This window comes from Bosea sp. Tri-49 (genome assembly GCF_003952665.1).
Lineage (GTDB): Bacteria > Pseudomonadota > Alphaproteobacteria > Rhizobiales > Beijerinckiaceae > Allobosea.
Window position 1 is genome coordinate 2,890,378 of record NZ_CP017946.1, and the last position, 26,294, is coordinate 2,916,671.

General features: G+C 64.1%; 28 protein-coding genes. 14 read left to right on the forward strand and 14 right to left on the reverse strand.

Annotated elements, in window-relative coordinates:
* The first annotated feature begins 168 nt into the window (after positions 1-168).
* From BLM15_RS14195 to BLM15_RS14220, 6 genes are all read left to right on the forward strand, one after another.
* On the forward strand, positions 169-717 hold the full coding sequence (locus BLM15_RS14195) for a TRAP transporter small permease (RefSeq protein WP_126113370.1): 549 nt from the start codon (positions 169-171) through the stop codon (positions 715-717).
* Positions 718-721: 4 nt separating this feature from the next.
* On the forward strand, positions 722-2,029 hold the full coding sequence (locus BLM15_RS14200) for a TRAP transporter large permease (RefSeq protein ID WP_126113371.1): 1,308 nt from the start codon (positions 722-724) through the stop codon (positions 2,027-2,029).
* 32 nt (positions 2,030-2,061) lie between these two features.
* The gene (locus tag BLM15_RS14205; RefSeq protein ID WP_206438641.1) at positions 2,062-3,057 is read left to right on the forward strand and encodes a TRAP transporter substrate-binding protein; all 996 of its coding nucleotides are present in this window, start codon (positions 2,062-2,064) and stop codon (positions 3,055-3,057) included.
* A 210-nt stretch (positions 3,058-3,267) separates the two neighbouring features.
* Positions 3,268-3,795, forward strand: a complete 528-nt coding sequence (locus tag BLM15_RS14210; protein ID WP_126113372.1) for a winged helix DNA-binding protein — start codon at positions 3,268-3,270, stop codon at positions 3,793-3,795.
* 152 nt (positions 3,796-3,947) lie between these two features.
* Positions 3,948-4,748, forward strand: coding sequence for a hypothetical protein (locus BLM15_RS14215; RefSeq protein ID WP_126113373.1), 801 nt, complete (start codon positions 3,948-3,950; stop codon positions 4,746-4,748).
* Positions 4,745-5,116, forward strand: a complete 372-nt coding sequence (locus BLM15_RS14220) for a DUF2019 domain-containing protein (RefSeq protein ID WP_126113374.1) — start codon at positions 4,745-4,747, stop codon at positions 5,114-5,116. The genes BLM15_RS14215 and BLM15_RS14220 overlap by 4 nt, the downstream gene beginning before the upstream one ends.
* Before the next feature lie 63 nt (positions 5,117-5,179).
* Here BLM15_RS14220 and BLM15_RS14225 read toward each other — a convergent pair whose 3' ends face one another.
* A complete protein-coding gene (locus BLM15_RS14225; RefSeq protein ID WP_126113375.1) occupies positions 5,180-6,853 on the reverse strand; it encodes an acyl-CoA dehydrogenase family protein in 1,674 nt (557 codons plus the stop codon).
* Positions 6,854-7,085: 232 nt separating this feature from the next.
* Here BLM15_RS14225 and BLM15_RS14230 point away from each other — a divergent pair, with 232 nt between their 5' ends.
* Together BLM15_RS14230 and BLM15_RS14235 are read left to right on the forward strand one after the other, a co-directional pair.
* Entirely contained in the window at positions 7,086-8,354 is a 1,269-nt protein-coding gene (locus BLM15_RS14230) for a cell wall hydrolase (RefSeq protein WP_236846663.1), read from the forward strand.
* A gap of 120 nt (positions 8,355-8,474) precedes the next feature.
* Positions 8,475-9,290, forward strand: coding sequence for a hypothetical protein (locus BLM15_RS14235; RefSeq protein ID WP_126113376.1), 816 nt, complete (start codon positions 8,475-8,477; stop codon positions 9,288-9,290).
* A gap of 24 nt (positions 9,291-9,314) precedes the next feature.
* Here BLM15_RS14235 and BLM15_RS14240 read toward each other — a convergent pair whose 3' ends face one another.
* The 4 genes from BLM15_RS14240 to BLM15_RS14255 form a co-directional block, all read right to left on the reverse strand.
* Positions 9,315-9,536, reverse strand: coding sequence for a hypothetical protein (locus BLM15_RS14240; protein ID WP_126113377.1), 222 nt, complete (start codon positions 9,534-9,536; stop codon positions 9,315-9,317).
* Positions 9,537-9,729: 193 nt separating this feature from the next.
* Positions 9,730-10,428: a calcium-binding protein gene (locus BLM15_RS31865; protein ID WP_126113378.1), complete on the reverse strand. Its 699-nt coding sequence runs from the start codon at positions 10,426-10,428 to the stop codon at positions 9,730-9,732.
* Positions 10,313-11,533 (reverse strand): calcium-binding protein, encoded by a 1,221-nt coding sequence (locus BLM15_RS14250; protein ID WP_126113379.1) that lies wholly within the window; start codon positions 11,531-11,533, stop codon positions 10,313-10,315. The genes BLM15_RS31865 and BLM15_RS14250 overlap by 116 nt, the downstream gene beginning before the upstream one ends.
* Before the next feature lie 544 nt (positions 11,534-12,077).
* Positions 12,078-13,058: a class I SAM-dependent methyltransferase gene (locus BLM15_RS14255; protein WP_126113380.1), complete on the reverse strand. Its 981-nt coding sequence runs from the start codon at positions 13,056-13,058 to the stop codon at positions 12,078-12,080.
* Positions 13,059-13,337: 279 nt separating this feature from the next.
* Between BLM15_RS14255 and BLM15_RS14260 the strand changes: the two genes are divergently transcribed.
* Complete coding sequence (locus BLM15_RS14260; protein ID WP_164547515.1) at positions 13,338-14,423, forward strand: acyltransferase family protein; 1,086 nt, start codon at positions 13,338-13,340, stop codon at positions 14,421-14,423.
* Positions 14,424-14,901: 478 nt separating this feature from the next.
* Here BLM15_RS14260 and BLM15_RS14265 read toward each other — a convergent pair whose 3' ends face one another.
* Positions 14,902-15,183, reverse strand: coding sequence for a hypothetical protein (locus tag BLM15_RS14265; protein ID WP_126113382.1), 282 nt, complete (start codon positions 15,181-15,183; stop codon positions 14,902-14,904).
* A gap of 216 nt (positions 15,184-15,399) precedes the next feature.
* On the reverse strand, positions 15,400-16,368 hold the full coding sequence (locus BLM15_RS14270) for an MBL fold metallo-hydrolase (RefSeq protein WP_126113383.1): 969 nt from the start codon (positions 16,366-16,368) through the stop codon (positions 15,400-15,402).
* Between the two features lie 130 nt (positions 16,369-16,498).
* Here BLM15_RS14270 and BLM15_RS14275 point away from each other — a divergent pair, with 130 nt between their 5' ends.
* Positions 16,499-17,431: a LysR family transcriptional regulator gene (locus BLM15_RS14275; RefSeq protein ID WP_126113384.1), complete on the forward strand. Its 933-nt coding sequence runs from the start codon at positions 16,499-16,501 to the stop codon at positions 17,429-17,431.
* Positions 17,432-17,541: 110 nt separating this feature from the next.
* Here BLM15_RS14275 and BLM15_RS14280 read toward each other — a convergent pair whose 3' ends face one another.
* Positions 17,542-18,408 (reverse strand): MipA/OmpV family protein, encoded by an 867-nt coding sequence (locus tag BLM15_RS14280; protein WP_164547516.1) that lies wholly within the window; start codon positions 18,406-18,408, stop codon positions 17,542-17,544.
* 508 nt (positions 18,409-18,916) lie between these two features.
* On the opposite strand from BLM15_RS14280, the gene BLM15_RS14285 reads away from it, so the two are divergent.
* The 4 genes from BLM15_RS14285 (at position 18,917) to BLM15_RS14300 (ending at position 21,680) form a co-directional block, all read left to right on the forward strand.
* Positions 18,917-19,123, forward strand: coding sequence for a CsbD family protein (locus BLM15_RS14285; RefSeq protein WP_126113386.1), 207 nt, complete (start codon positions 18,917-18,919; stop codon positions 19,121-19,123).
* A 180-nt stretch (positions 19,124-19,303) separates the two neighbouring features.
* A complete protein-coding gene (pstS, locus tag BLM15_RS14290) occupies positions 19,304-20,347 on the forward strand; it encodes a phosphate ABC transporter substrate-binding protein PstS (protein ID WP_126113387.1) in 1,044 nt (347 codons plus the stop codon).
* 166 nt (positions 20,348-20,513) lie between these two features.
* Entirely contained in the window at positions 20,514-20,834 is a 321-nt protein-coding gene (locus BLM15_RS14295) for a hypothetical protein (RefSeq protein WP_126113388.1), read from the forward strand.
* Between the two features lie 225 nt (positions 20,835-21,059).
* Positions 21,060-21,680 (forward strand): hypothetical protein, encoded by a 621-nt coding sequence (locus BLM15_RS14300; protein ID WP_126113389.1) that lies wholly within the window; start codon positions 21,060-21,062, stop codon positions 21,678-21,680.
* A gap of 219 nt (positions 21,681-21,899) precedes the next feature.
* Here the strand turns inward: BLM15_RS14300 and BLM15_RS14305 are convergent, their stop codons facing one another.
* From BLM15_RS14305 to BLM15_RS14330, 6 genes are all read right to left on the reverse strand, one after another.
* Complete coding sequence (locus BLM15_RS14305; protein ID WP_126113390.1) at positions 21,900-22,169, reverse strand: hypothetical protein; 270 nt, start codon at positions 22,167-22,169, stop codon at positions 21,900-21,902.
* A gap of 3 nt (positions 22,170-22,172) precedes the next feature.
* The gene (infA, locus tag BLM15_RS14310) at positions 22,173-22,442 is read right to left on the reverse strand and encodes a translation initiation factor IF-1 (protein ID WP_057187732.1); all 270 of its coding nucleotides are present in this window, start codon (positions 22,440-22,442) and stop codon (positions 22,173-22,175) included.
* A 72-nt stretch (positions 22,443-22,514) separates the two neighbouring features.
* Positions 22,515-23,990 carry a DEAD/DEAH box helicase gene (locus BLM15_RS14315; RefSeq protein WP_126113391.1) on the reverse strand — a complete coding sequence of 492 codons (1,476 nt, stop codon included), beginning with the start codon at positions 23,988-23,990 and terminating at the stop codon, positions 22,515-22,517.
* Positions 23,991-24,224: 234 nt separating this feature from the next.
* The gene (locus BLM15_RS14320) at positions 24,225-24,434 is read right to left on the reverse strand and encodes a cold-shock protein (RefSeq protein WP_110488019.1); all 210 of its coding nucleotides are present in this window, start codon (positions 24,432-24,434) and stop codon (positions 24,225-24,227) included.
* A 222-nt stretch (positions 24,435-24,656) separates the two neighbouring features.
* On the reverse strand, positions 24,657-25,598 hold the full coding sequence (locus BLM15_RS14325; protein WP_126113392.1) for an endonuclease/exonuclease/phosphatase family protein: 942 nt from the start codon (positions 25,596-25,598) through the stop codon (positions 24,657-24,659).
* The gene (locus BLM15_RS14330) at positions 25,582-26,289 is read right to left on the reverse strand and encodes an HAD family hydrolase (protein WP_126113393.1); all 708 of its coding nucleotides are present in this window, start codon (positions 26,287-26,289) and stop codon (positions 25,582-25,584) included. The genes BLM15_RS14325 and BLM15_RS14330 overlap by 17 nt, the downstream gene beginning before the upstream one ends.
* Positions 26,290-26,294 lie beyond the last annotated feature (5 nt).

Consider the following 26,294-nt stretch of genomic DNA (forward strand, 5'->3'; position numbering starts at 1 on the left):
TTGACAAGCTCATTTCGCCGATTAGGATCGGCATTAGCGATCGGGACATGGCTGAGGGGCCGGACCGATCTTAGGGGAGGCTTTCATGGCAGGACCAGTCCTGGCAACCGCCGCTTTGCGCATGGCCGAGCGGCCGCGCGCGACGACGTATCGCCACGAGGCGCGCGCATGATCCGCCGCTTCCTCGACGCGCTCTACCTCTTCGCCGGCTACGCCGCCGGCCTCTTCCTGATCGCGATCCTCGTCCTGATGATGGGGCTGTCGATCGGCCGCGAGGTCGGCTTCAACATCCCGGCAGGCGACGATTTCGCGTCCTGGTGCATGGCGGCGATGGCCTTCCTCGGCCTCGCCCACACCTTCAAATCCGGCGAGATGATCCGGGTCGGCCTGCTGATCGATCACTTCCAGGGCCGCAAGCGCTGGCTCTTCGAGTGCTTTTCGCTGATCCTCGGCCTCGGCTTCGCCGGCTTCTTCGCCTGGCACGCCGTGGTGATGACCTGGCAGTCCTACGAGTTCAACGACGTCGCCGGCGGTGTCGTCGCCATGCCGATGTGGATCCCGCAGCTCGGCTATTCCGGCGGCCTCGTCATCCTGTTCATCGCCATGTTCGACGAGTTCGTCCATGTCGTGCTGCGTGGCCAGCCGCCGCGCTACGAGAAGCCGCCGCCGCAAACCGACGAGGAAATCGTCGAGCGTGCCATGGCGAGCGGGGTCTGACACCATGGCTATGATTGAAATCTCCGCGCTGCTGCTCGTCTTGCTCGTCGTCCTGCTCGCCGGCGGCGTCTGGATCGCAATCTCTCTGATGGCCTGTGGCTGGGTCGCGATGCAGTTCGTCGCCGGTGGCATCCCGGCAGGCTCGGTGCTCGCGACGACAATCTGGGGCAACAGCGCCTCGTGGACACTCGCTGCGCTGCCGCTCTTCATCTGGATGGGCGAGATACTCTATCGAACACGGCTGTCGGAGGAGATGTTCCGCGGCCTCGCGCCCTGGCTGAACTGGCTGCCGGGCCGGCTGATGCACGTCAACGTGCTGGCCTGCGGCATCTTCGGCTCGGTCTCCGGCTCCTCGGCGGCAACCTGCGCCACCGTCGCCAAGATCGCGCTGCCGGAGCTGAAGCGTCGCGGCTATGACGAGAAGCTCGCACTCGGCTCGCTCGCCGGCGCCGGCACGCTCGGCATCCTGATCCCACCCTCGATCACCATGGTGGTCTATGCGGTGGCGGCCAATGTCTCGATCATCCAGATCTTCCTCGCCGGCTTCCTGCCCGGCCTGCTCGTGATGGCGCTCTATTCCGGCTACATCGTGGTCTGGCACCTCATGAACCCCGACAAGGCGCCGCCGGCCGAACCGAAGATGGCGCTGCGCGAGAAGCTCAGGGAATCGGCCAATCTCATCCCCTGCATGCTGCTGATCGCGCTGGTCTTCCTGTCGCTAATGCTCGGCTGGGCGACGGCGACGGAATGCGCCGCCTGGGGTGTGCTCGGCTCCTTCGGCATCGCCTGGTGGTCGGGCTCGCTGACCAAGGAAGCCTTCTGGCTGAGCGTGATGGGCACGACGCGAATCACCTGCATGATCATGCTGATCCTCGCCGGCGCCTCCTTCATGTCGACCTCGATGGCCTATACCGGCATCCCGGCGGCGCTCGCCGCCTGGGTCGACTCGCTGCACCTCTCGCCCTACGCGTTGATCGCCGCGCTCACCGTGATGTACATCATCCTCGGCGCCGCGCTCGACGGCATCTCGATGATCGTGCTGACCACCGCGATCGTGCTGCCGATGATCAAGGCCGCCGGCTTCGACCTGGTCTGGTTCGGCATCTTCCTGGTGCTGATCGTCGAGATGGCGGAGGTCTCGCCGCCGGTCGGCTTCAACCTGTTCGTGCTGCAGACCATGTCGGGCAAGGATTCGAACACAGTCGCGCTCGCGGCGCTGCCCTTCTTTTTCCTGCTCGTCGCTGCGGTCGCGATCATCACGATCTTCCCGCAGATCGTGATGGTCTTGCCCCAGCTCGCCTTTCCGCAATGATGCATAATCACCAAGAGGGAACGGAGAACACCATGAAGCGCAGCGATTTCATCAAGGGAATGCTCGTCGCCGGCGTCGCCGCCGCGAGCCTCTCACTCGCCGCCCCGGCGGCATTCGCCCAGGCAAAGTGGAACCTGCCGGCGGCCTACCCGTCGGACAACCCGCACAGCGAGAACCTCGCCATCTTTGCCAAGGATGTCGAGACGGCGACATCAGGCAAGCTCTCGATCACCGTCCACGCCAACGCCTCCCTGTTCAAGGCGCCGGAGATCAAGCGCGCCGTCCAGACCGGCCAGGCCCAGATGGGCGAGGTGCTGATGTCGCTGCACGAGAACGAGGACCCGATCTTCGGCATCGACGTCGTGCCGTTCCTGGCGACCTCCTTCGTCGAATCGAAGAAGCTCTATGCGGCCTCGAAGGCGGCGGTCGAGAAGAAGCTCGACAGTCAGGGCATCAAGCTCCTGTTCATGGTTCCCTGGGCGCCGCAGGGCGTCTACGCCAAAAAGGAGATCAACACGATCGAGGACATGAAGGGCCTGAAATGGCGGGCCTATAATGTCGGCACGACCCGCCTCGGCGAAATCCTCGGCATGCAGTCGGTGACGATCCAGGCGGCGGAACTGCCGCAGGCGCTGGCGACCGGCGTGGTCAACTCCTTCATGTCGTCGGGCGGCACCGGCTATGACTCGAAGGCCTGGGAGACGCTGACGCATTTCTACGACGTCCAGGCCTGGATCCCGAAGAACGCGACCTTCGTCAACAAGGCGGCCTTCGCCGCGCTCGACAAGCCGACGCAGGACGCGATCCTCAAGGCCTCGGCCGAGGCCGAAGCCCGCGGCTGGAAGACCTGGGAAGAGAAGACCAACTGGTATCTCGACCAGCTCAAGGCCAAGGGCATGAAGGTCAACGCCCCCTCGCCCGCCCTCAAGGACGGTTTCAAGAAGGCCGGCGAGACCCTGACCGCCGACTGGCTGAAGAAGGCCGGCGCCGACGGCCAGGCCATCGTCGACGCCTACAAGAAGATGTGACGACGGACACCCGCGCCTGGCGCGGGAACCACGACAGAACCCCTCTCCTGTAAGGAGAGGGGCAGGGGTGAGGTGTAGGCCCCTGAACCAGTTCCGTGTCGACCCGGCCGCGGCTGCGATGGCCACAGTCTGTCCGTTGAATGGCCGACACCTCACCCTGCCCTCTCCTTACAGGAGAGGGTTCCCCGCGCCCTTTCCGGCAGGCTACGGATGCCTACTCCTCCCTTCACCGACGACCTCGGCCCGATCGTCTCCTCCGGTCATCTCGCCTCCGGCGCGATGCCGGCGCTGTCGGAGTTCGAGTTCGCGCTGACGATGACCGTCAACGCCTTCCATCGCTGGATGCTGCGCGCCATGACGGCGGGCGGCGTGCCGGAGCTGACGCCGATGGACGTGCTCGTCCTGCACAACGTCAACCATCGCGGCAAGCCCAAGCGCCTCGCCGACATCTGCCTCGTCCTCAATATCGAGGACACGCATCTGGTGAACTATTCGCTGAAGAAGCTCGAGCGCCTGAAGCTCCTGAAGAGCGGGCGCAAGGGCAAGGAGAAGACCGTCGCGGTAACGCCGGCGGGCGAGGAAGCCTGCAAGCGCTACGCCCAGATCCGCGAGCAACTGCTGGTCAAATCGGTGCTGGCGACCGGCATCGACCCGGCCCGCCTGTCCGAGATCGCCGCGGCGATGCGCTCGCTCTCCGGCCAGTACGACCAGGCGGCACGGGCAGCGGCGAGCCTGTGACGTCGGACTACGGCTCGATCATTTAACGCCATACACGAAGCGCCACCGACTAATCTCTCGGCTCGTCGGTTTGATCGGCCGTGCAAAAAAACTTATCCCCGGTGCGATAGCCGTGCTTAATATCCGTGTCCGTCGCGGAGGTCAGCGCACGGATGCTCAGCAGTCGATCGGTCACCGAAAGAAGTCGCACCGAAAGGCTGCGACGCAACGTCCTTGCGAGCTACACCGCCGGTGAGCGGATGATGGCGGCGTTCGAGCGGCTACGGGCGCTCGCGGAGAAAGCTGGCTTCAACCCGGACCAGCCACGGATACCCGCAAACCAGTTCGGTGGTGGCCGATGGACAGACGGCAGCGGGAGCGGCGACGGCGCCATTCCGCTTCTACCGGATCTGCTCTCGATCTTTCCAGAAGCGATCGAGGGCATAGCGACCGATTTCGACAGGACGACGATCGGCGAATCGCCGGCAATTCCGGCAGAGCGTCCATCCAATCCGTTCAGAGTGACTGAGGTTACAAAGAACTCGGCCCGCTGGTTGCAGCAGGCCAAAACGGCGGGTGCATCCACCCAGGCGCGCGGCTTCATCGGGAAGCTGATGGAGACCGATTGGTTGCGAGGCTACCTGCCGCGGATCACCTCCTATCTGGACGAGCCCAAGACCTTGCAGGAGCTTGAGGCCGGCGTATCGTCCCCACGCGCCGGTTTCGACGTGCACCATCGGGCTGAACGGGCCGCGGCTTTGGTGGACGGCTACTCCAGAGCGCTCGTCAACGGCCGTGCTAATCTCGTCCTGGTCCCGACCTTGCGGCATTGGGAAGTGACGGGGTGGTACATGACCCCCAACAGAGATTATAGGGGGCTGACACCACGGGAATACTTGCGCGGTAAAAATTGGGAAGAACGTCTACGTATCGGTGACCGCGCGATGAAACTCCATGGGATTCTAAAGCCATGAAAAGGGTCGATCTTCACTCTATGTCTGTCGGAGAGTTGCTCCTTCGATACATTGAGCTGGCCACGCAGCGCGAACGGGCTGAGGTGCGTTCCCTGATCGCAGAGCAGAATCGGGCGATCCGAGAAATCTGGCGCATTGAGGATGAACTCAAACTCCGCCCCGGCGATCAAAGGATCGCGCTGACGAGCCTATTCGACCACCCCAATCGGCAGGTCCGTTGCGAGGCCGCGCTCGCGACAGCCTACGTCGCCCCGGTGGCGTCTCGCCGGATGCTTGAAACCATCATCAGGCTCGGCTGGGAGCCTCAATCCTCACAAGCTAGAGAGCGGCTGATGAACCTCGATAGCGGCTTCTTCGTGCCATCCTAGAGTCGGTCTGCAGATTCTCAGGGTCTCCTGGGGAGGGGTCATTTTGGGAAGAGGGATTCCCCCTCACCCCTCCACCAGCCGGCGCGCGATCACCTGCGCCTGGATCTCGGCCGCGCCCTCGAAGATGTTGAGGATGCGGGCGTCGCAGAGCACGCGGCTGACCGGGTACTCCAGCGCAAAGCCGTTGCCGCCATGGATCTGCAGCGCGTTGTCGGCCGCCGCCCAGGCGACGCGGGCGCCTAGCAACTTGGCCATGCCGGCCTCAAGGTCGCAGCGCCGGTCGGCATCCTTCTCGCGGGCGGCAAAATAGGTGAGCTGGCGGGCGATGACGAGTTCGGCCGCCATCATGGCGAGCTTGTCGGCGACACGCGGGAAGGCGATCAGCGGCTTGCCGAACTGGATGCGCTCCTGGGCATAGCGCAGGCCGAGATCGAAGGCGCATTGCGCGACGCCGAGCGCCCGCGCCGCGGTCTGGATGCGGGCCGCCTCGAAGGTCTGCATCAACTGCTTGAAGCCCTGGCCCTCGACGCCGCCGAGCAGGTTGTCGCCCTTGACCTCGAAACCGTCGAAGGCGAGCTCGTATTCCTTCATGCCACGATAGCCGAGCACCTCGATCTCGCCGCCGGTCAGGCCCGCGACCGGGAACGGCTCGGCGTCGGTGCCGCGCGGCTTCTCGGCGATCAGCATGGAGAGGCCGCGATAGCCCGGCGCGTCGGGATCGGTGCGGACCAGCAGCGTCATGATGTCGGCGCGGACCGGATGGGTGATCCAGGTCTTGTTGCCATGGACCTTCCAGACATCACCATCCTTCACCGCCTTGGTTCGCAGCGAGGCAAGGTCCGAGCCGGTGTTGGGCTCGGTGAAGACGGCTGTCGGCAGGATTTCTCCCGAGGCGATCTTCGGCAGCCAATAGGCCTTCTGCTCGTCCGTACCGCCGTTCAGGATCAATTCGGCGGCGATCTCGGAGCGGGTGCCGAGCGAGCCGACGCCGATATAACCGCGCGAGAGCTCCTCGGAGACGACGCACATCGAGACCTTCGACAGGCCCATGCCGCCGAATTCCTCGGGGATGGTCAGGCCGAAGACGCCGAGCTCGGCCATCTGCTCGACCACCGGCATCGGGATGTATTCGTTCTGCAAGTGCCATTCATGCGCATGCGGCGTCACCTGCTGCTCGCAGAAGCGGCGCATCTCCGAGCGGATCGCTTCCAGCGTCTCGTCGAGGCCGGGATCGCCGACGCTGGCGAGGCCCTGGCTCTGGCTGAACAAGGCGACGAAGCGGGCGCGGTTCTCCGGTGTGTTGCCCTCGGCGATCAGCGCCTCGGCTGCGTCCGAGCAAGCGGCGGCGACAGCCTTGGCCGTCAGGCCGAGCGCCGGTAGCCGGACGATCTCGCCCTGGCTCATCGGGATGCCGCCGAAGATCTGGGCGGCATATTCGCCGGCGCCGATCCGGATGGCGTAGTCCTCGATCGCGCCGTAGCGATCCTCGGCCTGCAGGCGCTCGCCATAGGCCTTGAGCTCGCGCAGCGCCATCACATAGGTGGCGAGCCAGGACAGGCCATGGGCGGCATGCTGCTCCTGCTCTAGCTTCGCCGAGGAGATCCGGCCGTCGACCAGCACTTTTTGCCTGACGGCGGCGACCGCCTCCTCCAGCAAGGTCTCGAAGCCCGGCAGCGCGGCGGCGATCAGCGCGACGGCATTGGCCTCGGAATCGGCCTTGATGGCGGTGGCGTTCATGTCTCTCTCCCTTTGTTGCGATGCAGCATAAGGGAAGAATCGCGGATCGCGAAAGCCGTCTTTTGGCGGAGGCCCGCGCAGTGGACTGCCGGGCGTTAACCCCCCTTCAACCCTGACAAGGGATTATCCAACTGTCGCGAATTTGCATCATCGCGGTTCGCGCCCGCTCGTCTTTCGTCTTTTTGGCTATGAGGGCTCTGGTCAGTTGCGTCTGCGTCGGCGATCGAAGCGAGTGGGCTGGCAGCGTCTGCGCTGGGCGCTGGCGACGGTCGCGCCCTGGGCGCTCTCGGCCGGCATGCTGGTCTCCTTCACCGCCTCGGCCGGGCAGAACCCGGCCCCTCTCGGCCCGCCGGGCTCGCTGATCGCGCGCACCGCGCCCGGCCCGCTCTCCGATCTGGTTGATGGCCCTTCTCTGCTCGTTGCCGCCAGCGCCTTCCATCTGCCGGAGCGCGCCTATGCCCGCCTGGTCCAGCCGGCGCGCCTCTCCTTCGAGCAACCCGAGAAAACCTTCGCGATCGATCCGCGTCGGCCGCGCGAGGACATGAAGCGCAGCGCCAGCGCCTTCCCGCAGGTCGACCGCAGCAGCAAGGGCGATCCGCTGCTGGGCCTTCGCCCGACCCTGACCCGCAACGGCCCGCCCGGCGAGCTCGAACGCGTCGTCTTCGGCGACACCCAGCCGGGGCTGATCTCGGGCGGCTTCTCGCTCGACGCGCTGGAAAGCCCGGACGAGCCGCCGCTCGGCTTCGAGCCCTTCCTGCGCGACGAGGGCGTCACCGACCCGGCTCTGTCCGATTCCTCGCCGACGGCGGTCCCGAAGAGCATCGGCTCGCCGCGTCATGGCGAACTCAGTCCGGACAATCTCGACGGCGCGACGCCGACCGTCGCCGCGACGCTCGGCCAGTCCTCCAGCACGCCGGCGGCCAACGGCATGGCCGCCGCCAGCTCGGCGACGCCGATGCAGATGGCGCCCGTCGCCGCCGAGCCTAAATCGCGCAGCCGCGTCGCCAAGTCCGAGCGCGGGCCGACCACCGATCTGCGCACCGTCGATCCCGCCGAGAAGCAGATCTACACCAGCCTGATTGCGCCCGAGAACATGGCCAAGGAGCAGCGCTGCCTGGCCGAAGCCGTTTATTTCGAGGCGCGCTCGGAGGGTGAGCAGGGCCGCGCCGCGGTGGCGCAGGTGGTGCTCAACCGGGTCAAGAGCGGGCTCTACCCGAACACGGTCTGCGGCGCGGTCTACCAGAACGCCAGCCGCCACCTCGCCTGCCAGTTCACCTTCGCCTGCGAGGGCAAGTCGCTGCGCATCACCGAGCCCGGCCCCTGGCGCGACGCCACCCGCATCGCCCGCGAGGTCTATGACGGCACGACCTATCTGGCCGAAGTCGGCGCCTCCACCCACTACCACGCCGACTATGTCCGCCCGTACTGGGCGCGCAAGCTGAAGAAGATGGACACGATCGGCCGGCACGTCTTCTACAAGCTCAGGCCGGGGCAGACTTGAGCGATATTGTAGCGCGAACAATCAAATGGCATCGAGCGAACGATCAATTGGCGGCAAGTTGAATTTCGTCCACTCCCGGCTAGGCTCATTGCGGGAGGGCTATCGATGGACCCAGCTAGCATGTCGACTGCAATTGGGGCCGCCAATGCGGTAGCCAAAAACAGCCTTGTCAGAGATTTGCTTGGCCCACTCGCAAAGGCTTACGGCGCGGATTGGGGCGAGCGAGCTAAAGAGCGTCTCGAAGCCGCGAAAGCTGAGCGAAGGGCAAAGAACCTAGAAGCGCACGTTGCCAACGCCGAACGGGAGGTCCCGCTCGATGACCTCGATCCAGCGATACTGGAGCAATGGGCCGTCGCGGTCAGCGAAGTGGATCCTCTGGATGAACAGCTCTCGAATGCTTGGCGGGCGGCGATCAAAGCAGTGGCATCCCATAATCCCTACCGAGAAAAAATTCTGCGGCTTCTCAAAAGCATGACACCTGACGAGGTCTATCAATTTATCGGCCGCCGTAGTTTCTACGGTCTGCCCGCCGAATACCGCGACCGCTTCGTTGATCTCGGTCTCTGCCAGCCTTTTAAGGAACGCATTTTACAGACTGCGATCATGACGCTGCCCATCGGCCTAATGTTGGCGGCGCTGACCTATTTTTTCCTCCCCCGCGGCTTGGACCTGCGCGGAGCGCTGAACGAAGGCGATAGGACGGCGTCCTATTTCATCGCTTCCAGCCTCACCCTCGGCTGGGCCGTTGGTGCCACGGCGTTGATGATTTGGATGCTTCGGGTGCCAATACCGACACGTTTGGGTGTTGCATTCTGGAGTTTAAGTCGCTCAACGACGTCTCTTAAGGTAACGGTATTGGCCGCATCTTCGGAAAGTTCCGCCGAACCCTCTCGCAACGAGCGTAAAGCGTCGAAAGCCAGCCGAGCACGCTCTTAATTGGCATTCGTGGGAGCCAGCTGTCTAGAACAAGCTTCCCTGCGGCGGCGGCTCAGGCGGCGGTGGTGGCGCCTCGGCCTGGGCTGGGGCGGCCGTAGCTGGATCATCATCGCCGACGCCGGCCTTGTTCATACGCCGGTTGACGATCCACTCCTGTAGCTCTGGCGGCGCGTTCATCAGGATCTCCTTGCCTGCCGAGCCGTCGAGCCAGGCATCGAAGTCGTCCGGATGCAGCATCGCCGGCATGCGGTTGTGGATACTTTCCGTGAGCCCCGCCGCCGCTCGGGCGCTTTAATGCAATCCATGGGCTGGTCATCGTGAGACGCCCCGTCAGTTCCCCCGTTCGGTGGGCGGGGCGAGGCCTTTTGTTTTCTAGAGCGCGTTGTCGAATGCGTCGGACCGTCTCAGCCTGTTCCGCAATCCTCCCGGGCCGACGGAGTCATACGAACAGGAAGTCGTTCTGATGCAGCAGAGCGAGGTTGACATTCTGCAACGTCAGCGAGGTGCCGGCGTCGAAGGTAAAGACCGTGTCAGCACCTGACTGCGTCGCAAAGCTCATCAACTCTGCAAACGAATCGGCCAGGGCCGGATCGATCTGCACGACGTCGGCATCGGCAATGCCCGCGCCTTCGAAATCGCCGATGACGTCGCGCCCGTAGCCTGATCTGAAGACGAAAGTGTCCTTGCCGCCGAAACCGAACAGCTGGTCGTTGCCGGCTCCTCCCGACAGCACGTTGTTCAAGCTGTTCCCACCGATTCCGTTGTCGAGGGCGTTGCCGATGCCGGTGACGGCGGTGTCCTGCAGGTTCAAGGCTTCAACATTGTCCGTCAGAACGTAGCTGACGCTCGAATAGACCCGGTCATAGCCCTGGTCCTGGTCCTCGACCACCGCTGCCGAGGCCGTGCTGACGAAATAGGTGTCGTTCCCCCGCCCGCCATAGAGGCTGCCACCAGCACCGCTGACGATCGTGTCGTCGCCATCACCAGCATCGATGACAGTGCCCGTTGCGCCGATCAGAACGTCATCGAAGCGACTGCCCCGGACCGTCGATGCTGGAAAATGTATCCCCTGCCGCTTCGCCCGTATTGGCCGCGGCCCCCGAAAGGCTGACGCGCACAGCTTCGGTCGCGTTTTCATAGGTCGCCCAATCGAAGCCGAAGCCGCCCACCAGCTGGTCGGCCCCGGCCCCGCCCTCCAGAGTGTTGAAGCCGAACGAACCGTAGAGCGTGTCGTTGCCCGCGCCGCCGCGCAGAGTGTTGCCATTCCCGCTGGAAAGGATGTCGTCGCCGTCGCCACCTTCCACGAGGGTGAGGGCGCCCCCTATCAGCCTATCGTTGCCTGCGCCGCCATATAGCTTGTCGGCTCCGCCTCCTTGTGCCGACAAGGTGTCGTTGCCATCCAGGCCGTACAGAACGTCGTCGCCATTGCCACCCTCGAGCGTATTGTCGCCGTTGTCGCCGATGAGAACATCGTCGCCTGACGAGCCGACCAGCCCCTCGATCGATACGAATATGTCCCCTGCGGCATCGCCCGTACTGAGTTCGGGGGCGCCGAGATGCACGAAAACCGGCTCGTAGAAGAGTGCCCTGTCGAAGCCTTCGCCACCGTTCAGGACATCGGCGCCCCAGCCGCCATACAGGGAGTCGTTCCCCTGTCCGCCGGCGAGATAGTCGTTCCCCGCGCCGCCATCCAGCGTGTCGTTGCCCTCGCCGCCGTCGAGATGATCCGCCTGGACGCCTCCGCGAACGGCGTCATCGCCTGCCCCCGCCGCCACATAGTTCGCTCCGTCTCCAGCGACGATATCGTCGATACCGGCCCCGCCGATGATGTAGTCGTCGCGGTTGCCGGTCGTGATGCTGCTGGCGCGGTCGTAAAAGCCCTGTGTGGTGTAGACCGGCGATGCGCGGTTGGTCGGATCAATTACATCCGTGAGCGTATAGCGCAGTTGATCACCATAATATTCAGCGATCGAGGTGATTTCCGTCTTGTCGAATAAACCGACATTGGAAACTCCGAAATTCCGAACGACGTGCGCGACGGTATGAGTGCCGTCAGGATTAAGGAGCGTCACGTCCCAGTTCTGGGTAGTGTGCGTTCCGCGGTTGGGAAAGGACCAGGTCTGGCTGTGGAAATTAGACGTCGTTCCTGAATCCAGGGCCTGAAAGCCTCGGGCATAGAGAGCAGTCAGATCAAATTCCAGCGCAAGAAGCGTGAAGGCGTCTGTTACGGTCAGACTCGGCATGAAAACCTTCCAATCTCGGCCGCGATCACTCTATTGGCAGTAGTGCCTTCCACCATGCCGCAAAGCAAGGCGAAACGCCTTCCGCTTCAAAGCCTCAACACATCGCAATCCAAGACGGCTGCCGGCACAGAGCTCGCCCACGCGGATATCGGCGCTGTGGCTGCAAGGTTAGCCCATGGAGCAGCGTCACGCCGAGCACGCCCTGCGCTCGGACGTCCGCGAGTGTCATCGGTCCTCCAATCGACCGCAGCGTTTTCCGCTCTGACGGCCGCAAAGTGCATGGCGATCTGCTGTGCTGGAGCGCCCTCATGGACCACGACAGAATTCGGCAGGCTCAGGACTTGCGTGTGAAAGCGTTCAAGTGCCGCCGTTGGGCCGTTACGGCCTGCGACCAGGAGGCCGCGGCCCGCCTGACGGCCATGGCGAGCGCGTATGAGGCGCAAGCGGAAGCCCTCGAACAGGACATTGCTCCGCCCTGCCGGACGCGGCAGGGACGATAGGTGCGAGCTTACGCTCGGCCGACCTTGCGGGGTGCCTTCCGAGGCTATCGCTTGGTGAAAATCGCGCACCCCGCCATAGGCAGATCCCGGAGTTGATCAGCCGAAAAGCTGTGATGGTCATAGCGATCAAAGATGGCCCAGGCCCACTTGGGCAACTCGGCTTGGTCGATGTCGCGGTAGGCCTTCATCTGATAGGCAAAATGCTGCGTGAACTGCCCGACATTGTCATGAATGGGGTACACGCGAAGGTCCGCCCCCGCCGCATCGGCCAGATCCTGCAAGACCGAGCGCGGGAATGCCCATTTGTCGTCCCGGTCGCGCCATCCCTTGGTCTTCTGCCTGAAGATCTGAGGCTCGAGTTCGCTGATCTGGGCCTCTGCGAATTTCAGCGCGCGCCCGCTTTCACGGCGCAACTTCGCCTCTCGGGTAATTTCCTGGCAGATCAGCCTCAGGATAGCGTTTCCCGCTTCAAAGGGCTCGAAGAAGAAAGCAGAGGTGCCCGGTTTGAGCATCCGCATCGCCATATCGATGAACGGCCCCGGCTCCGCGAGGTGATGCAAGATAGCCGCGCCAAATACGCAGTCGGCTATGCCCTCGTTCAGGTAGGGCTTTTGAGCGTCCATCGCGACCGGCAGGCATCGGGCGTTGAGCCCGCGCGAATCCAGCAGCCGTTTCAAGATCGCCAGGAGGTTTGGGCTAATGTCCGTCGCCACCAGTCGCGCGCCTGGATGCAGGTCCAGCATCGGCAACGTCGCGTTCCCGAACCCACACCCCACTTCGACGATGAGCTTTGGATCCTTCAACCCGACCCGCTCACCAGCCTCACGACAGAGACCGTGCCAGTAATTGAAACCCTGATAACGCCGGTAATAGTCTTCGGCGTTCTCCAGGAAGACCGCGTTCACCCCTTCGCGGACAGCACCCACTTCGCCTTTTGGTGAAAGCACGCCGCTGAAGGCGGGATTTTCGTGCTGACCTAGATCGAGCAGGGGTTCCCTGAAAATCCCCTCGGCATTGAACACCATCGTCGGCCTCGCCTCATAGGTGACGCAACCATAGCGAGCGCCCCGCCGTTAACAAGACCACGCAAACTAGCCCGACCTTCCATGGCCGCCGAAAGGCTGATTTTCCCCGCCACTGACGGTGTACCGGGCCTGCCGTGGTCACAGCATTGTCTTGTCAGGTTGCCAGTCGCTGATGACAGTCGACAACCGTATGATTCCGACATAACTGCTTGATTGCGCCCTCTTTCAGTTAGTGAGGACGGCGCGCGCGTTCTCTCAATGAGGCCAGGCAGCGTATTAATGTTGGATCGCAATCGCAGCCTCGACGGCCTCAGAGGCGTGGCAGTAATTCTTACGTTTCTTGTTCATTTTTGGGGAACCTATATGGCGACCTTTCGGGGAGGAAACCCGAATGTCGTACGGCTTTTTGAGTGGAACAACCCATTCGATAGGGTACTTTACTGGATTTTTCATTCCCATCACGGCGTATATATATTCTTTATGCTCAGCGGATTTCTCATCTGCCGCATTGCGATGAAGACTTCCTTCAATTACGTCGCATTTGTCGGCAAGCGAATAGTCCGTGTCTACCCTGCGTTCTTGCTGGCGTTGATCATTTGCGCCGCATTGAATCCCTTTCTCCTGATCCCGCCGCCGACGTGGCAAACCATCGCCATGAATCTTCTTTTTCTGAATGGCGTGCCGCAGCTAGGTGTGCCTGGCATCGTGTTTAACAATGTCACATGGTCTCTCTTCTATGAGATGGCGTTTTATCTTGCTTTCCCACTGGTCCTCGTAGTTGGGCGACGCGTCGGCGTGCCTATCGTGCCGGCGATCGTTTTAGCAGGCATAGTTGCAGCATATTTGCCGGGCGTGGTGGGGTTCTACGCCGAGTTCTTTCTGTTCTTGTTCGCGGGCGCACTGGTCGCGACCTTTAGCCAGCCGGCGGTTAAAGCTGTCGCCGAAGCTTTCCCGGACTATGCAGTCATTGCCCTCTATGTGCTCATAACGAGCTTCTTTACAATCGGTTTGTTGACGACATCGCAGTTTGTGTGGGCATTCGCCGGATGCGGCTCGGTTATCCTCTGCAAAGCGATCGATGGGCAGAGCGATATTGCCCGTGCGCTGGCTTGGAGACCTTTGTCCGAACTCGGCCGAATCTCGTATTCATTTTATTTGCTGCATTCGGTCGCCATTAGCCTCGTCTTCAAGGAATGGTGGTTGTTGTACATTCAAAGCGCCGGCACCATACCCAATGCAATCTATCTCGGGGCGGTAGCCTTCGTTGGCTCGACTTTTCTGGCCTGGGTTTCCTACCAGCTAGCTGAGCGATTCTACTTCAAGAGCCATGCCCCCGTTGACGTTCGGGCAGCTCAGCCGGCCTGACCGTTGAATGAGAGCGGTGAAGAGACGATGTGCGATGCGGCCTACCCAAGGCGCGCCGACCCGAGAAGGCGACGAGCTCAAATGTTCAGGCTCCCGTGATTGCTCCTGGGCGGCCCAAGCGTTTTTTGCCCTGACGGCCGCAAGTTGCATGGCGATCTGCTGTGCTGGAGTGCCCTCATGGACCACCGACAGAATTCGACAGGCTCAGGACTTGCGTGTGAAAGCGTTCAAGTGCCGCCGTTGGCCCGTTACGGCCTGCGATGATGAGGCCGCGGCCCGCCTGACGGCGATGGCGAGCGCGTATGAGGCGCAAGCGGAAGCTCTCGAACAGGACGTTGCTCCGCCCTGCCGGGCACAGCAGGGACGATAGGGGCCGGCTTGCGCCGATCTCGAGGGGCCGTCGCTGGTTGCGTTTGCAGGGTTCGGCTATCGCAAAGCTGCTTTGAGGCTTCCCTGTTCGAGCGCCGGCTCCTGGCGGCTACTCGCCGTACAGCGCCGAGTGCCGCGCCGCGGCGAGGCGGTCGACCTTGTCCTTCCCGACAGCTTCGGGATCGTAGAGCCAGCAGATCTCCTCGCCCTCGTTCGTCATCCGGCCCTGGGCGAGCTCGGCGCCGGCATAGCCTGCCTCGCGCAGATCGCGCCTGAGCCTGCGCGCGTCCCATCTGATCGCGGCATAGCCGAAGGCGTCGTTGTCGAGGACGAACCCGTCTTCCTTGATCCGGAGAAGAGCGTTCGAGATGTCTTGCGATGAATATGTCATGGCCTGTTCTGGGCGTTGATGGCACTCTCCTAGCCTGCGGCCTGTTGGCCAACCGATACGGATTCAGCTCGAATTTTAGCAGTCAGCCGATTTTGCGCCGGCGGCAGGCCTGCGTCGGGGCCTGGATCAAGCCGCGGCTCGGCTTCGCAAAAAGCACGAAGCCGGGACTGATCCCGGCCTCGCTCATCATCTCCGGATGACACTCTTTCGCCCGCCTCAGTCCTGGAACGCCCAGGCGGCCGGCAGCCAGCGATACTGCCCCTGGTCGGCCACGACCCGGCCCAGCCCCGGGAACGGCATGTGGGTCGCGGCGATCAGGGCTCCCTCCGCGGCCGCACGCTGGAAGAAGCGGGTGCGCATCGCCTGTGCCGCCGGGCGGTCCTGCTCGAACAGGAAGTTCACGTCCAGCCCTGCCGGGTGAACGACAGGGAACAGCATGTCGCCGGCCATGATCAGGCTCTGGCCGGTATCGGCGATGCGTACGCCAATATGGCCGGGGGTGTGGCCGGCAAGATCGACGATCGAGACGCCGGGGACGATCTCACGCTCGCCGTCGATGGCCTGCAGCTTCGGATAGAGCCGTGTCACCTCGCCGGCGAGCTTGATGCCGTTCTGGAGATAGGCTGGCGAGGCCGAGCGGGTCGCCGGATTGCTCCAATGCGCCAGCTCGCGCCGGTCGACATAGATCTCGGCCTTGGAGAAATTGGCCTGCTCGCCGGCGACGAGGCCGCCGATATGGTCCTGATGCATGTGGGTGACGATCACCGCGTCGATCCTGCCGCGATCGAGCCCGAGCGCGCTTAAGCCCGCTGGCAAACGTCCCGAATGGCCGATCGTCCCGCCCGGCCCGGCATCGATCAGGATACGGCTGCTGCCGTCCTCGATCAGATACTGGTTGAACATCATCCGAACGCCGCCGGCGCGCGCCGAGAACTGCGCCTTCGCTAACGCCTCGACCTCGGCGGCGGAGCGGCCGGGAAAATACTCATAGGGCATGTCGACATAGCCGTCGCTCAATGCCGTCACCTTGAAGCGGCCGATCCTGAGCTGCGCCAAGGGCGGCTGGTCGACGGAACGTCCGGCCGCTGCCGGCGCCTGCGCCAGGCCGACCGACGACAGGCTGGCGCCTGCCGCAGCCAAGGCCGGAATGCCGAGAGAGAAACCCCTGCGTGAAAGACCTGTCATCGTAAACTCCTGGGCTCGTCGCGAGCGCGGGGCGCCAAGAGCAGCGCCTCGATGGGGTCGACATAGTCCTCCCGACTGACGGATGATATTGACTTATTATAGAGCTATCCTCTCGAATAATGGGAGTATCATGGATCGGCTGGACGCCATGGCGGTATTGCTCGCGGTCGTGGAGGCCGGGAGCCTGTCGGCAGCCGCGCGAAAGCTGCGCATGCCGCTGGCGACCGTCAGCCGCAGGATCGCCGAGCTCGAAGCCCATCTGCGGGCGAAGCTGATGCTGCGCACGCGGCGCGGAACCGAGTTGACCGAGGCAGGCCAAGCCTATCTCCAGGCCAGCCGGCGCATCCTCGAGCAGGTCGAAGAGGCCGAGCGCATCGCGGCGGGAGAGTACAGCGCTCCCCGTGGCGAATTGCGCGTCACCGCCCCCACGCTGTTCGGCCAGCGTCACGTCCTGCCGATCGCCCTCGCCTTCCTGGAGCGCAATCCGGAGATCGCGCTCAAGCTCCATCTGGAAGACAGACAGATCGACCTGGTCGACGAGCATATCGACGTCGCGGTGCGGATCGGCCATCTCGATGGCGGCGGGCTGATTGCGGCGAAAGTCGGGGAGGTGCGCCGCGTGATCTGTGCCAGCCCGGCCTATCTAACCCGGCGCGGCAGGCCGCGGACGCCTGAGGATATCGAGAATCACGACGGCATCTCGTTCCGCGGCTTCTCGGTCACGCCGGAATGGCGCTATCGCGGTGATAATCCGGAGCTCGGCGAGGAGCCCCAAGCGCGGCTGTCGGTGAACTCGACCGTGGCGGCCATCGATGCCGCGCTGGCCGGGTTCGGGCTCGTGCGCGTACTGTCTTACCAGGTCGAGGAGGAGCTTCGGCAAGGCGCCCTCGAAGCGGTGCTGGAGGAGTTTGCGCCGGCACCTCTGCCGGTCAGCCTCGCTTATGCGGGGGGAGGCCTGCGCAGCCTGAAGGTCCGCGCCTTCCTCGACTGGATGGCACCACGGCTGCGTTCGCAATTGGCGGCTCACAGCGCGAGCCACCCGCCGTCATCAACTGATCCATGATGGCGCGACCGGCGGGCCAACGCCAAACCCTGGGGTTTCCGCCGCAGTTGGCCTCGCCGCACGCCGTCGGTACCACCCACGTCAAGGTCAGTCGTCCCACCAACCAGGCTTTACAACCCAAATTGATAAGTCAGTCCGAGGCCCGCCTTGAACTGGTCCTTCGAACCGCCGGGGCCGGTCACCAGCGGCGATTTGGCGGCATCGCCGACGATCCTTGTATAGCTACCGAAGGCCATCGCGGAGAGGTTGTCGGTGATGCGGTAGCGGGCGCTGCCGCCGACGCCGACTTCGGCGACGCCGGCCTTCGCCTTGTAGGGTCGGTAACCGGATGCCAGCGCCTGGTTGGCCGTAATCCCATAGGCGGATTCGGCGTATTCCTTGTCGAAGAAGCTGACGCGGGGCCCGACCGACAGGTGCAGCCGGTTGTCGAAGAGCGGCAGCCGGGCATCGGCGCTCCAGTCGATGCGCGTGCCAAGATTGCCTTCGGTTTTCTCCAGCAAGCCCAGGGCATTTATCTTGTTCTTGCTGTCGCCGAACGAAACGATGCCTTTGCTGAGCGTGATCTGCGTCGAGAAGAACCGTCCGTAGTCGTATTTGACGAAAACACCTGCGGCGAGAGCAGGGTCGATGTCGCCGAGACCGGTCAGGTAGCGCCTGCTCTCCTTGACCTCACGCCCTGGCCGAAGATTCACGAACGCTCCCGCCGTGAAGCCGTTTGCCGAGAAGAGGTTTACGCCGATGCCCTTATCGATGGAGGCAAAGGCGATGTCCCTGTATTTGATCGACACATAGGGAAGCGCAGAGAATTTGGTGTCCTTGGCGCCGAAGAACTTTGGCGAGAACAGGCCGAATGCGCCGAGCTCGACTGTCCAGTCAGGCTTTTTCAGCGCGGTATCCGGGATGGCCTGAGCGGCAGGCCTGGCCAGCTCCGCTGCCGACGCCGCCGACATCGGGAACACAACGGCGAAACCTGCCATCCGGACCCGGCGACCAAACCGCTGCCGCCTGGGCCTGGCGCTGGCGGCAAATCCGGACGGCATCTGATCGGGCACTGCGATCAGAGAGGCATGAACCGGGAAGGCTCCTGGCCCGTTTTCACGGGACGCTCTAGCTATTCTGTCCGGCCGGCCGCAGTAACGCATTTCAAAGCTCCGATCGCATGTCGTCTTGACGGCAAGGCTAGGCAGCCGCGGCTGCGTGCAGGCACAGGGCGTTCCGCCCAATCCATCTGCTCGCTGTAAAGATCGTTGATTGCGCCAGGATTGCCACGGCGGACGACCGCCGCTGATCATCAGGCGCCGAGGCTGTCTGGTAGCCTCCGGCGTCCCGCACGCGGGGCAAACAGGCTTGCGGCTACTTCATATGGCGGCGAGGCTCTGCCGGCGAGCCGGCCCGCTGTCTGGCTTCCGCCCGATCACTTGCGATCGAACCATTCCGCCGCCGGCGCGTTGTTTCAGTACACCATTCAGAACAGGAGGATGTCCGATGGACTGGAACCGTGTCGAAGGAAACTGGAAGCAGCTCAAGGGCAAGGTCAAGGAGCAGTGGGGCAAGCTGACCGATGACGATCTCGATGTCATCGCCGGCAAGCGCGAACAGCTCGAGGGCAAGATCCAGGAGCGCTACGGCATCGAGAAGGACAAGGTCCGGACCGATGTCGACGCCTGGTACGGCCGCCAGACCTGGCACTGACCGTTCGCGGTTGCCGCACGCTGCAAGGCGGGTGTGACCATTGAAGAAAGGCCCCGTCGGCTCGCGCCGGCGGGGCCTTTCGTTTGCCCGGACCGCCCCGTCATCGCAGCGTCACCGCGCCGCCCTAGCGTAACCCTGTTGATCTTGCCCCTTTGCGGGCCCGACAGGGTGGATAGACGCATGAAGCTCCTGGCCAAGCTGGCTGTCGCCAGCGTCCTTCTTGCCTCGTCGGTGGCGCCTGCCTACGCCGAGCCGATCACCGGCGCCGGTTCGAGCTTTGCCTTCCCGGTCATCGGCAAATGGGCGCAGAGCTATCGCGTCGCCAAGTCGGACGGCGCCGAGATGACCCCGCTCGACATCGGCGTCGACTACGAGCCGGTCGGCTCGCTCGGCGGCGAGGTCCGCGTCACGCAGCGCGCCGCCGATTTCGGCACCTCCGACCGGCCGCTCTCCTCCGAGGAATTGCAGCGCTCGGCCCTGATCCAGTTCCCGATCGTCATGGGCGGCATCGTCCCCGTGGTGAACCTCGACGGCGTCGGCCCCGGCCAGATCAGGTTCACCGGCGCCCTGCTCGCCGACATCTATCTCGGCAAGATCAAGCTCTGGTCCGATCCGGCGATCAAGGCGGCCAATCCCGAGCTGAAGCTGCCCGATGCCCCGATCAGCGTGATCTATCGTGCCGATGGTTCGGGCACGAGCTTCAACTGGACCGACTATCTCGCCAAGGCGAGCCCGGAATGGCGCGAGAAGATCGGCGTCAATACGCAAGTCGCCTGGCCGGTCGGGAAGGGCGCCGAGCGCAGCCAGGGTGTGACGGACGCGGTGAAGCGGACGAAGAACGCGATCGGCTATGTCGAGTTCGGCCAGGTCGTGCGCGCCGGCCTCGCCTATGCCCAGGTGCAGAACAAGGCCGGCGCCTTCGTGAAGCCGGATCCGGCGAGCTTCACCGCGGCCGCCGCTAGCGCCGAATGGGCCAAGGCCAAGGATTTCGGGCTGATGCTGACAGATGCACCGGGCGTCGACGCCTACCCGATCGTCGCCACCACCTTCGCCCTGGTGCCGAAGCCGCGGACGCGCCGCACGCAGGAAGTGCTCGACTTCTTCCGGCTCTCCTTCGAGAGCGGCGCGGCCGATGCCACAGTGCTCGGCTATGTCCCGTTGCCCGGGACACTGGTCAAGCAGGTCAAGGACTACTGGGCTGCCAGCATGAAGGCTGGCAGCTGACCTGACACGGCCTGCCGGCTGCCCCCATTCGCCACCGCGCGGCCGCCCTGCACTTCACCGGTGAATGCAGGGGGGCCTGCGCTCAGGCACCGTTCATCGAACGGCCCTTATCCTGGCCTCCTATGATCTGCATCCGGCTGCATCCGGAGGGACTAGGAGGACAGGCATGATCAGGACGCTCGCTCTCGCCGCTCTCATCGGCACGGCCATCTCGTCCATGTCGAGCGCAAACGCTCAGTATTACGATCCCTATTACCGGCCGGCGCCGCGCTACGACTACGACAGACCACCGCCACCCTATGGCTACGACCGCCCGCGCTATCGCGATGACGGCCCGCGCTATGGCTATGACCGGCCCCAGCGCCGCCGCTTCGGCGATGTCTGCCTGACCTCGCGCGGCTCGTGCGCAGCCGAGCCTGCGCCGAGAAACTCGTCCTGCGGCTGCTATATCGAAGGCTTCGGCATGAAGCGCGGCGCGATCGAGTGAGGCCAGCCTCGGCGGAGCCGGCTCGGCCGCACTTCCGACCGGTCCCGACGTCACCAAGTATTCGCTTCGCCGAGCGTTCCAGCTGCGGGATAGGTCACCCGCAGCTGAGCCAGACTGGTTAATTTTACCTTGTTTCGCAGTTAACCTTGTCTTCATAGATCACATCAGGCTTTCTCTCTCCAACGACGCAGCGGCATCGCGGCGCAATGCAGGGTTGAGTCAGCTATGACGTTCAAGCTTCTTTCGCTTTCGGCGCTCGCCACCACGGCCCTCGTCGGCCTTGCCGCCCCGGCTGTGGCCGGCGGCTGCGGCGGCTCTTCCTGCTACAGCGCGCCCGTCAGCAGCTGCGGTGGCGGCTCCTGCTACAAGCTGGTCTCGAAGCCGCCGGTCTACGGGGCGGTCGACGAAAGCTATGTCGTGCGCCCCGAGCGCACCTATTCCAGGGTCATTCCCGCCGAATACGATACCGTCACCGAGAAGGTGGTGGTCCAGCCGGAGCGCCGCATCGCCCGCCACATCCCGGCCCAGTACAAGACCGTCTCCGAGAAGGTCCTGATCTCGCCGGCGACCAAGCGCTGGGACGTCAGCCGCGACGCTTACGGCCAGACCACCGGCTGCTGGGTGTATGTCCCTGCGCAGTACGGCTATCAGCAGCGTACCGTCGAAGTGGCGCCGGCCTCGGTCGATTACGACGTCGTTCCCGCCGTCTATGGCCAGCGTAGCCGGCGCGTGATGGTCAGTGCGACGCGTGTTGTGCACGAGACCGTGCCCGCCGAATATGCGACCCGTCAGCGCCAGGTCCTGGTCAGTCCCGGTTCGCAATACTGGGCCCGGTCGGGCTACTGAGTTTTTCGAGTTTTCTACGTAGTACCTGTCACCACGTAACAAACACCTCACGCCCCGGCTTCGGCCGGGGCTTTTTTTGTCTGCAGATACGAATGGAAATGCGCGTCATGCTCAAGCTTGCCCCGAGCATCTCAGCCCGGCTGAGGCTCTGATCAGCGCCTTATCGTCGAGAAATTCCCGGCTCTCCGCTTCGCTGCAGCCGAGAATGACGGCCTTGGTTCAGGCCAGACCGCCGGTCAGCAGGATCAGCACGCCGATGCCGAGCGCGAAGGCGAGGATGCGGGCAGGCATGGAGAAGAGCGTGCCCGGCGCCTGCTTGGTGACGAAGCCGGCGACGACCTCGACCAGCGCCAGCGCCAGCAGCACATAGACGAAGGGCGGGAAGGTGCCGCCCTTGGCGATCCAGCCATTGTTGACGGCCAGCGAGGCGAACGCGCCCAGCCCGACGCCGGCAGCGGCGAAATACTGCTCGGGCCGGCTGAAGCGCATGTGTCAGCGCCGGCGGAAGTTCTGCGGGCGAGGCGGCATCGGGCCGGGGCTCGCGGTCTTCTGGCGGAAATTGATGCGGCCGCGATCGAGATCATAGGGCGACATCTCGACGACCACGCGATCGCCGGCGATGGTGCGGATGCGGTTCTTCTTCATCTTGCCGGCCGCATAGGCCAGGATGACGTGATCATTGTCGAGCTTCACCCGATAATTGCCGTCGGGAAGCACCTCGACCACGGTGCCGTCGAATTCGAGCAGTTCTTCTTTCGCCATTCGCTGATCCTTCGTCTTGTCTGCGGCAGGAGGGCCAAGCCGTATCGGCTCGGCCCTTGGCTGTAGCGCGTATCAGTTCGGGCGCCGCCGTCCGCCGCCTGTGCGTCGTTGTTCCGTTCTTTGCTGCAAGAACGCCACGCCGCCAAGCCCTTCCTTGCCGGAAACCGCTTCTTTTCGCGCGCCACCCGCCTCATGGCGTGGAGCGGGGCGCTCATGGCGCGGCTGCTCCTGTCGCGCCTGATGCGGCCGCGGCTGCTCGCGACGCTGCTCCTGCCGCTCACCTTGTTCCGGACGCTGGCCGTTGCGGCCCTGCCCGCCCCTGCCGTCGCGACGCTGGCCGTTCTGCGCTTGCGGCCGGCCCTGCCCCTGACTGCGACCGCCGCGATTCTGCGGCGGCTTCTTCGGGGTGCGGCCGTCCCAATGCGGCACGTCGCCGATCGGGGTGAGCGCGATCTTGGTCAGCTTCTCGATCGCGGCGAGATCGCCGCGCTCTTCCGGCGTGCAGAAGGCAATGGCCACGCCCGACGCCCCGGCGCGCGCGGTGCGGCCGATGCGGTGGACATAGGTCTCGGGCACGTTCGGCAGGTCGAAATTGACGACATGGCTGATGCCGTCGACGTCGATGCCGCGGGCGGCGATATCGGTCGCGACCAGGATGCGCAGTTCGCCATCACGGAAGGCGCCGAGCGCACGCTCGCGTTGACCCTGGCTCTTGTTGCCATGGATCGCGGCAGACGCGATGCCGGACTGATCGAGCTGGCGCACGACCTTGTCGGCGCCATGCTTGGTGCGGGTGAAGACGATGGCGCGCTCCATCTCGGGAACGCTCAGGGTCTTCGCCAGCAGCGCCGGCTTCTGGCCGGCCTCAGTGAAGATGACGCGCTGGTGGACCTTCTCGGCAGTGGTCGCGACCGGCGCGACCGCAACCTCGACCGGATCGGTCAGATAGGCGGAGGCGATCTCGCGGATCGCCTTCGGCATGGTCGCTGAGAACAGCAGAGTCTGGCGCTGCTTCGGAATCAGCGTCGCGATCTTGCGCAGCGCATGAATGAAGCCGAGGTCGAGCATCTGGTCGGCTTCGTCCAGCACCAGGAACTCGATCTCGCGGAGCGATACGGCGCGCTGGTCGACAAGGTCGAGCAGGCGGCCGGGCGTGGCGACGAGGATGTCGACATGCTGGCCGAGCGCGCGGATCTGCTTGCCGACCGGCACGCCACCGAAGATCACCGTCGACTTCAGCGGGGTGAACTGGGCGTAGGTGCGGATGCTCGCCTCGATCTGGGCTGCGAGTTCGCGGGTCGGCGACAGAATGAGCGCGCGCACCGAACGCAGCTGCATGCGCCGCGGCTGGTTCATCAGCCGGTGCAGCATGGGCAGCGAGAACGCAGCCGTCTTGCCGGTGCCGGTCTGGGCGGCCCCGAGCAGGTCACGACCGTCGCGAATGGAAGGGATCGCCTGCGCCTGGATCGGCGTCGGCGTCTCGTAACCTTCGGCGGCGAGCGCTTTGAGAAGCGGCTCGGCCAGGCCGAGGTCGGTGAACTTTGTCAAATCAGGTCTTTCTGAGCCGGATGACAGGGGCGCACGTGGTGAACGGAAGCGCCTCGGCATGCCATCTCGGTCTACGCATGGTCTCTTTCCGCCCGGCGAACCGCTAGCCACTGCGCCGGAGGATATGGTGTAACGAGCATGGCACGCCCCATCGTTCGGCCATTAGGCCGAGGACAGGCGTGCCAGCCCGATCTTGGAACGGACGGACCGGAACAGTCCGCCCGGATCGTATCTTCAGGCGACGGCGAGATTGCCGGCCGAGGACTTGCCGGTCTTGCGATCGGCGATCAGCTCGTACGAGACGACCTGGCCCTCGCGCAGCTCGCGCAGGCCAGCCCGCTCGACGGCGGAGATGTGGACGAAGATGTCCTGACCGCCGTTCTCAGGGGTGATGAAGCCGTAGCCCTTGGTGGCGTTGAACCACTTGACGGTGCCCTTGTTCATATCGGGACTAATCCTTGCACTTCAGATCCGCGTATTCGTGGAACCCATAACCGGACGCGCGGACGCCTTGCCATGGTCTTGTAGCGACGTGTGGTGGATCTGAAGTGGCCCGCCGGTCGGAATACCCGCGCGGAGGATTGGCCAGAACCGGCCGCATCTCGTCTTACATCGGTCGATCTACCACAAATTGCAAGGTCGGTCCAGTTTGCGCCGACCGCGCCGTCAATCGAGCGCGATATCGAACGTCACCGGGTAATGGTCCGAGCCGTAACTGCCGGCGCCATAGCGCACATCGACCGCCCTGACCTCGGGGCTGGCCAGCAGATTATCGAGCAAGACGACAGGCACGTAACGGTCTGCAGGCCATGACGCGCCCAACGTCGCGTGGCGGCGCAAATTCGCCTTCAACGCCAAAGCGTTGAGCTTGAGCGAAAAGGGGGTGAGGTTAAAGTCCCCGACCACAATCTGGGTGTCGCTTGCCTGCCGCAAACGCTCGGCGAGCCAATCGATGTGATCGACCTGCATCGCCGGTTGAAACGGATAGGCGAGGTGCAGGCCGGTGACCACATAGGGCCTGCCCGCTCCGGCAAAACGCGCCCAGACGATCGGCGGAGCCAGACGCGTGCGATCCGAGAAGCCCGCGTCGAGCCAGCCGTGCTTCGACAGCAGGACGAGACCGCAGTTCCGGCGGGCGCAGGAAACCACGTGCGGATACTTATCCCTGAGCTGTGGGACGATCTCCTGTTCCAGACGGTTGCCGATTTCCTGAAGCACGACGACATCCGCGTCGGTCTCACGCAGGAAGCCGACCACCGCCTGTGGCTCGCGATTGCCGATCCAGAGATTGAACGTCGTCACGCGCAGGGTCGGTCGAGCAGCCGACGAGGCCTGGGCCATGAGCGGCAGCGACGCCAGCACGAGGTTTGCGATCAGAACAGAAGCGCTGATGCGAAGCAGCGCACGACCACCCGCCCACCAGGCCGCAGCCACGACCAGACTTGAAACAGCGAGCAGCAGCCAGCGGAAATGATTGATCAGCTCCAGATAGGGAACGACCCCAGCCAGGAGACCGAGCAAAGTGGCAACCGCAGTGGCGATGGCAGCAAGCCCGATCAGATATCGCGCGACGCGGCGCAGGCGAGTGACCTCAGGACTCGATGTCACGCAGCACCGACGTCAATCCGCCGAGGTCGGCCAGCTTGCGGTAACGCTGGTGGCCCGTCGGCTCCTCGGCATGCTCCAGCGCCCAGGTCAGATCATGCGGCACATAAGCCGCCCAGGCGCCGGCGGCGAGCGCCGGAACGATGTCGGATTTCAGCGAATTGCCGACCATCAGCGCCTGCCCCGGCCCATCGCCATGGCGCGCGAACAGCTTCGTATAGGTCGCGGCGCTCTTGTCGCTGACGATCTCGACCGCGTCGAAGAAGTCGCCGAGGCCGGACTGCGCCAGCTTGCGCTCCTGGTCGAAGAGGTCGCCCTTGGTGATCAGCACCAGCCGGTAGCGGCCGGCGAGCGCGGCGAGCGTGCCCTGCGCGTGCGGCAGGGTCTCGACCGGATGGGTCAGCATCTCGCGGCCGGCGGCGAGGATCTCGCCGATCACCGACTGCGGGACCTGGCCGCGGGTGATCTCGATCGCAGTCTCGATCATCGAGAGGGTGAAGCCCTTGATACCGAAACCGTAGAAGGCAAGGTTGCGCTTCTCCGCCTCGAGCAGCTTGCCGGAGATCTCGGCCGCCTCGCCATGCTCGCCGAGCAGCGCGACGAAGCGATCCTCCGTCAGCCGGAAGAACTGCTCGTTCTGCCAGAGCGTGTCGTCGGCATCGAAGCCGATGGTGGTGAGGGCGCGTGTCGCCATGATGG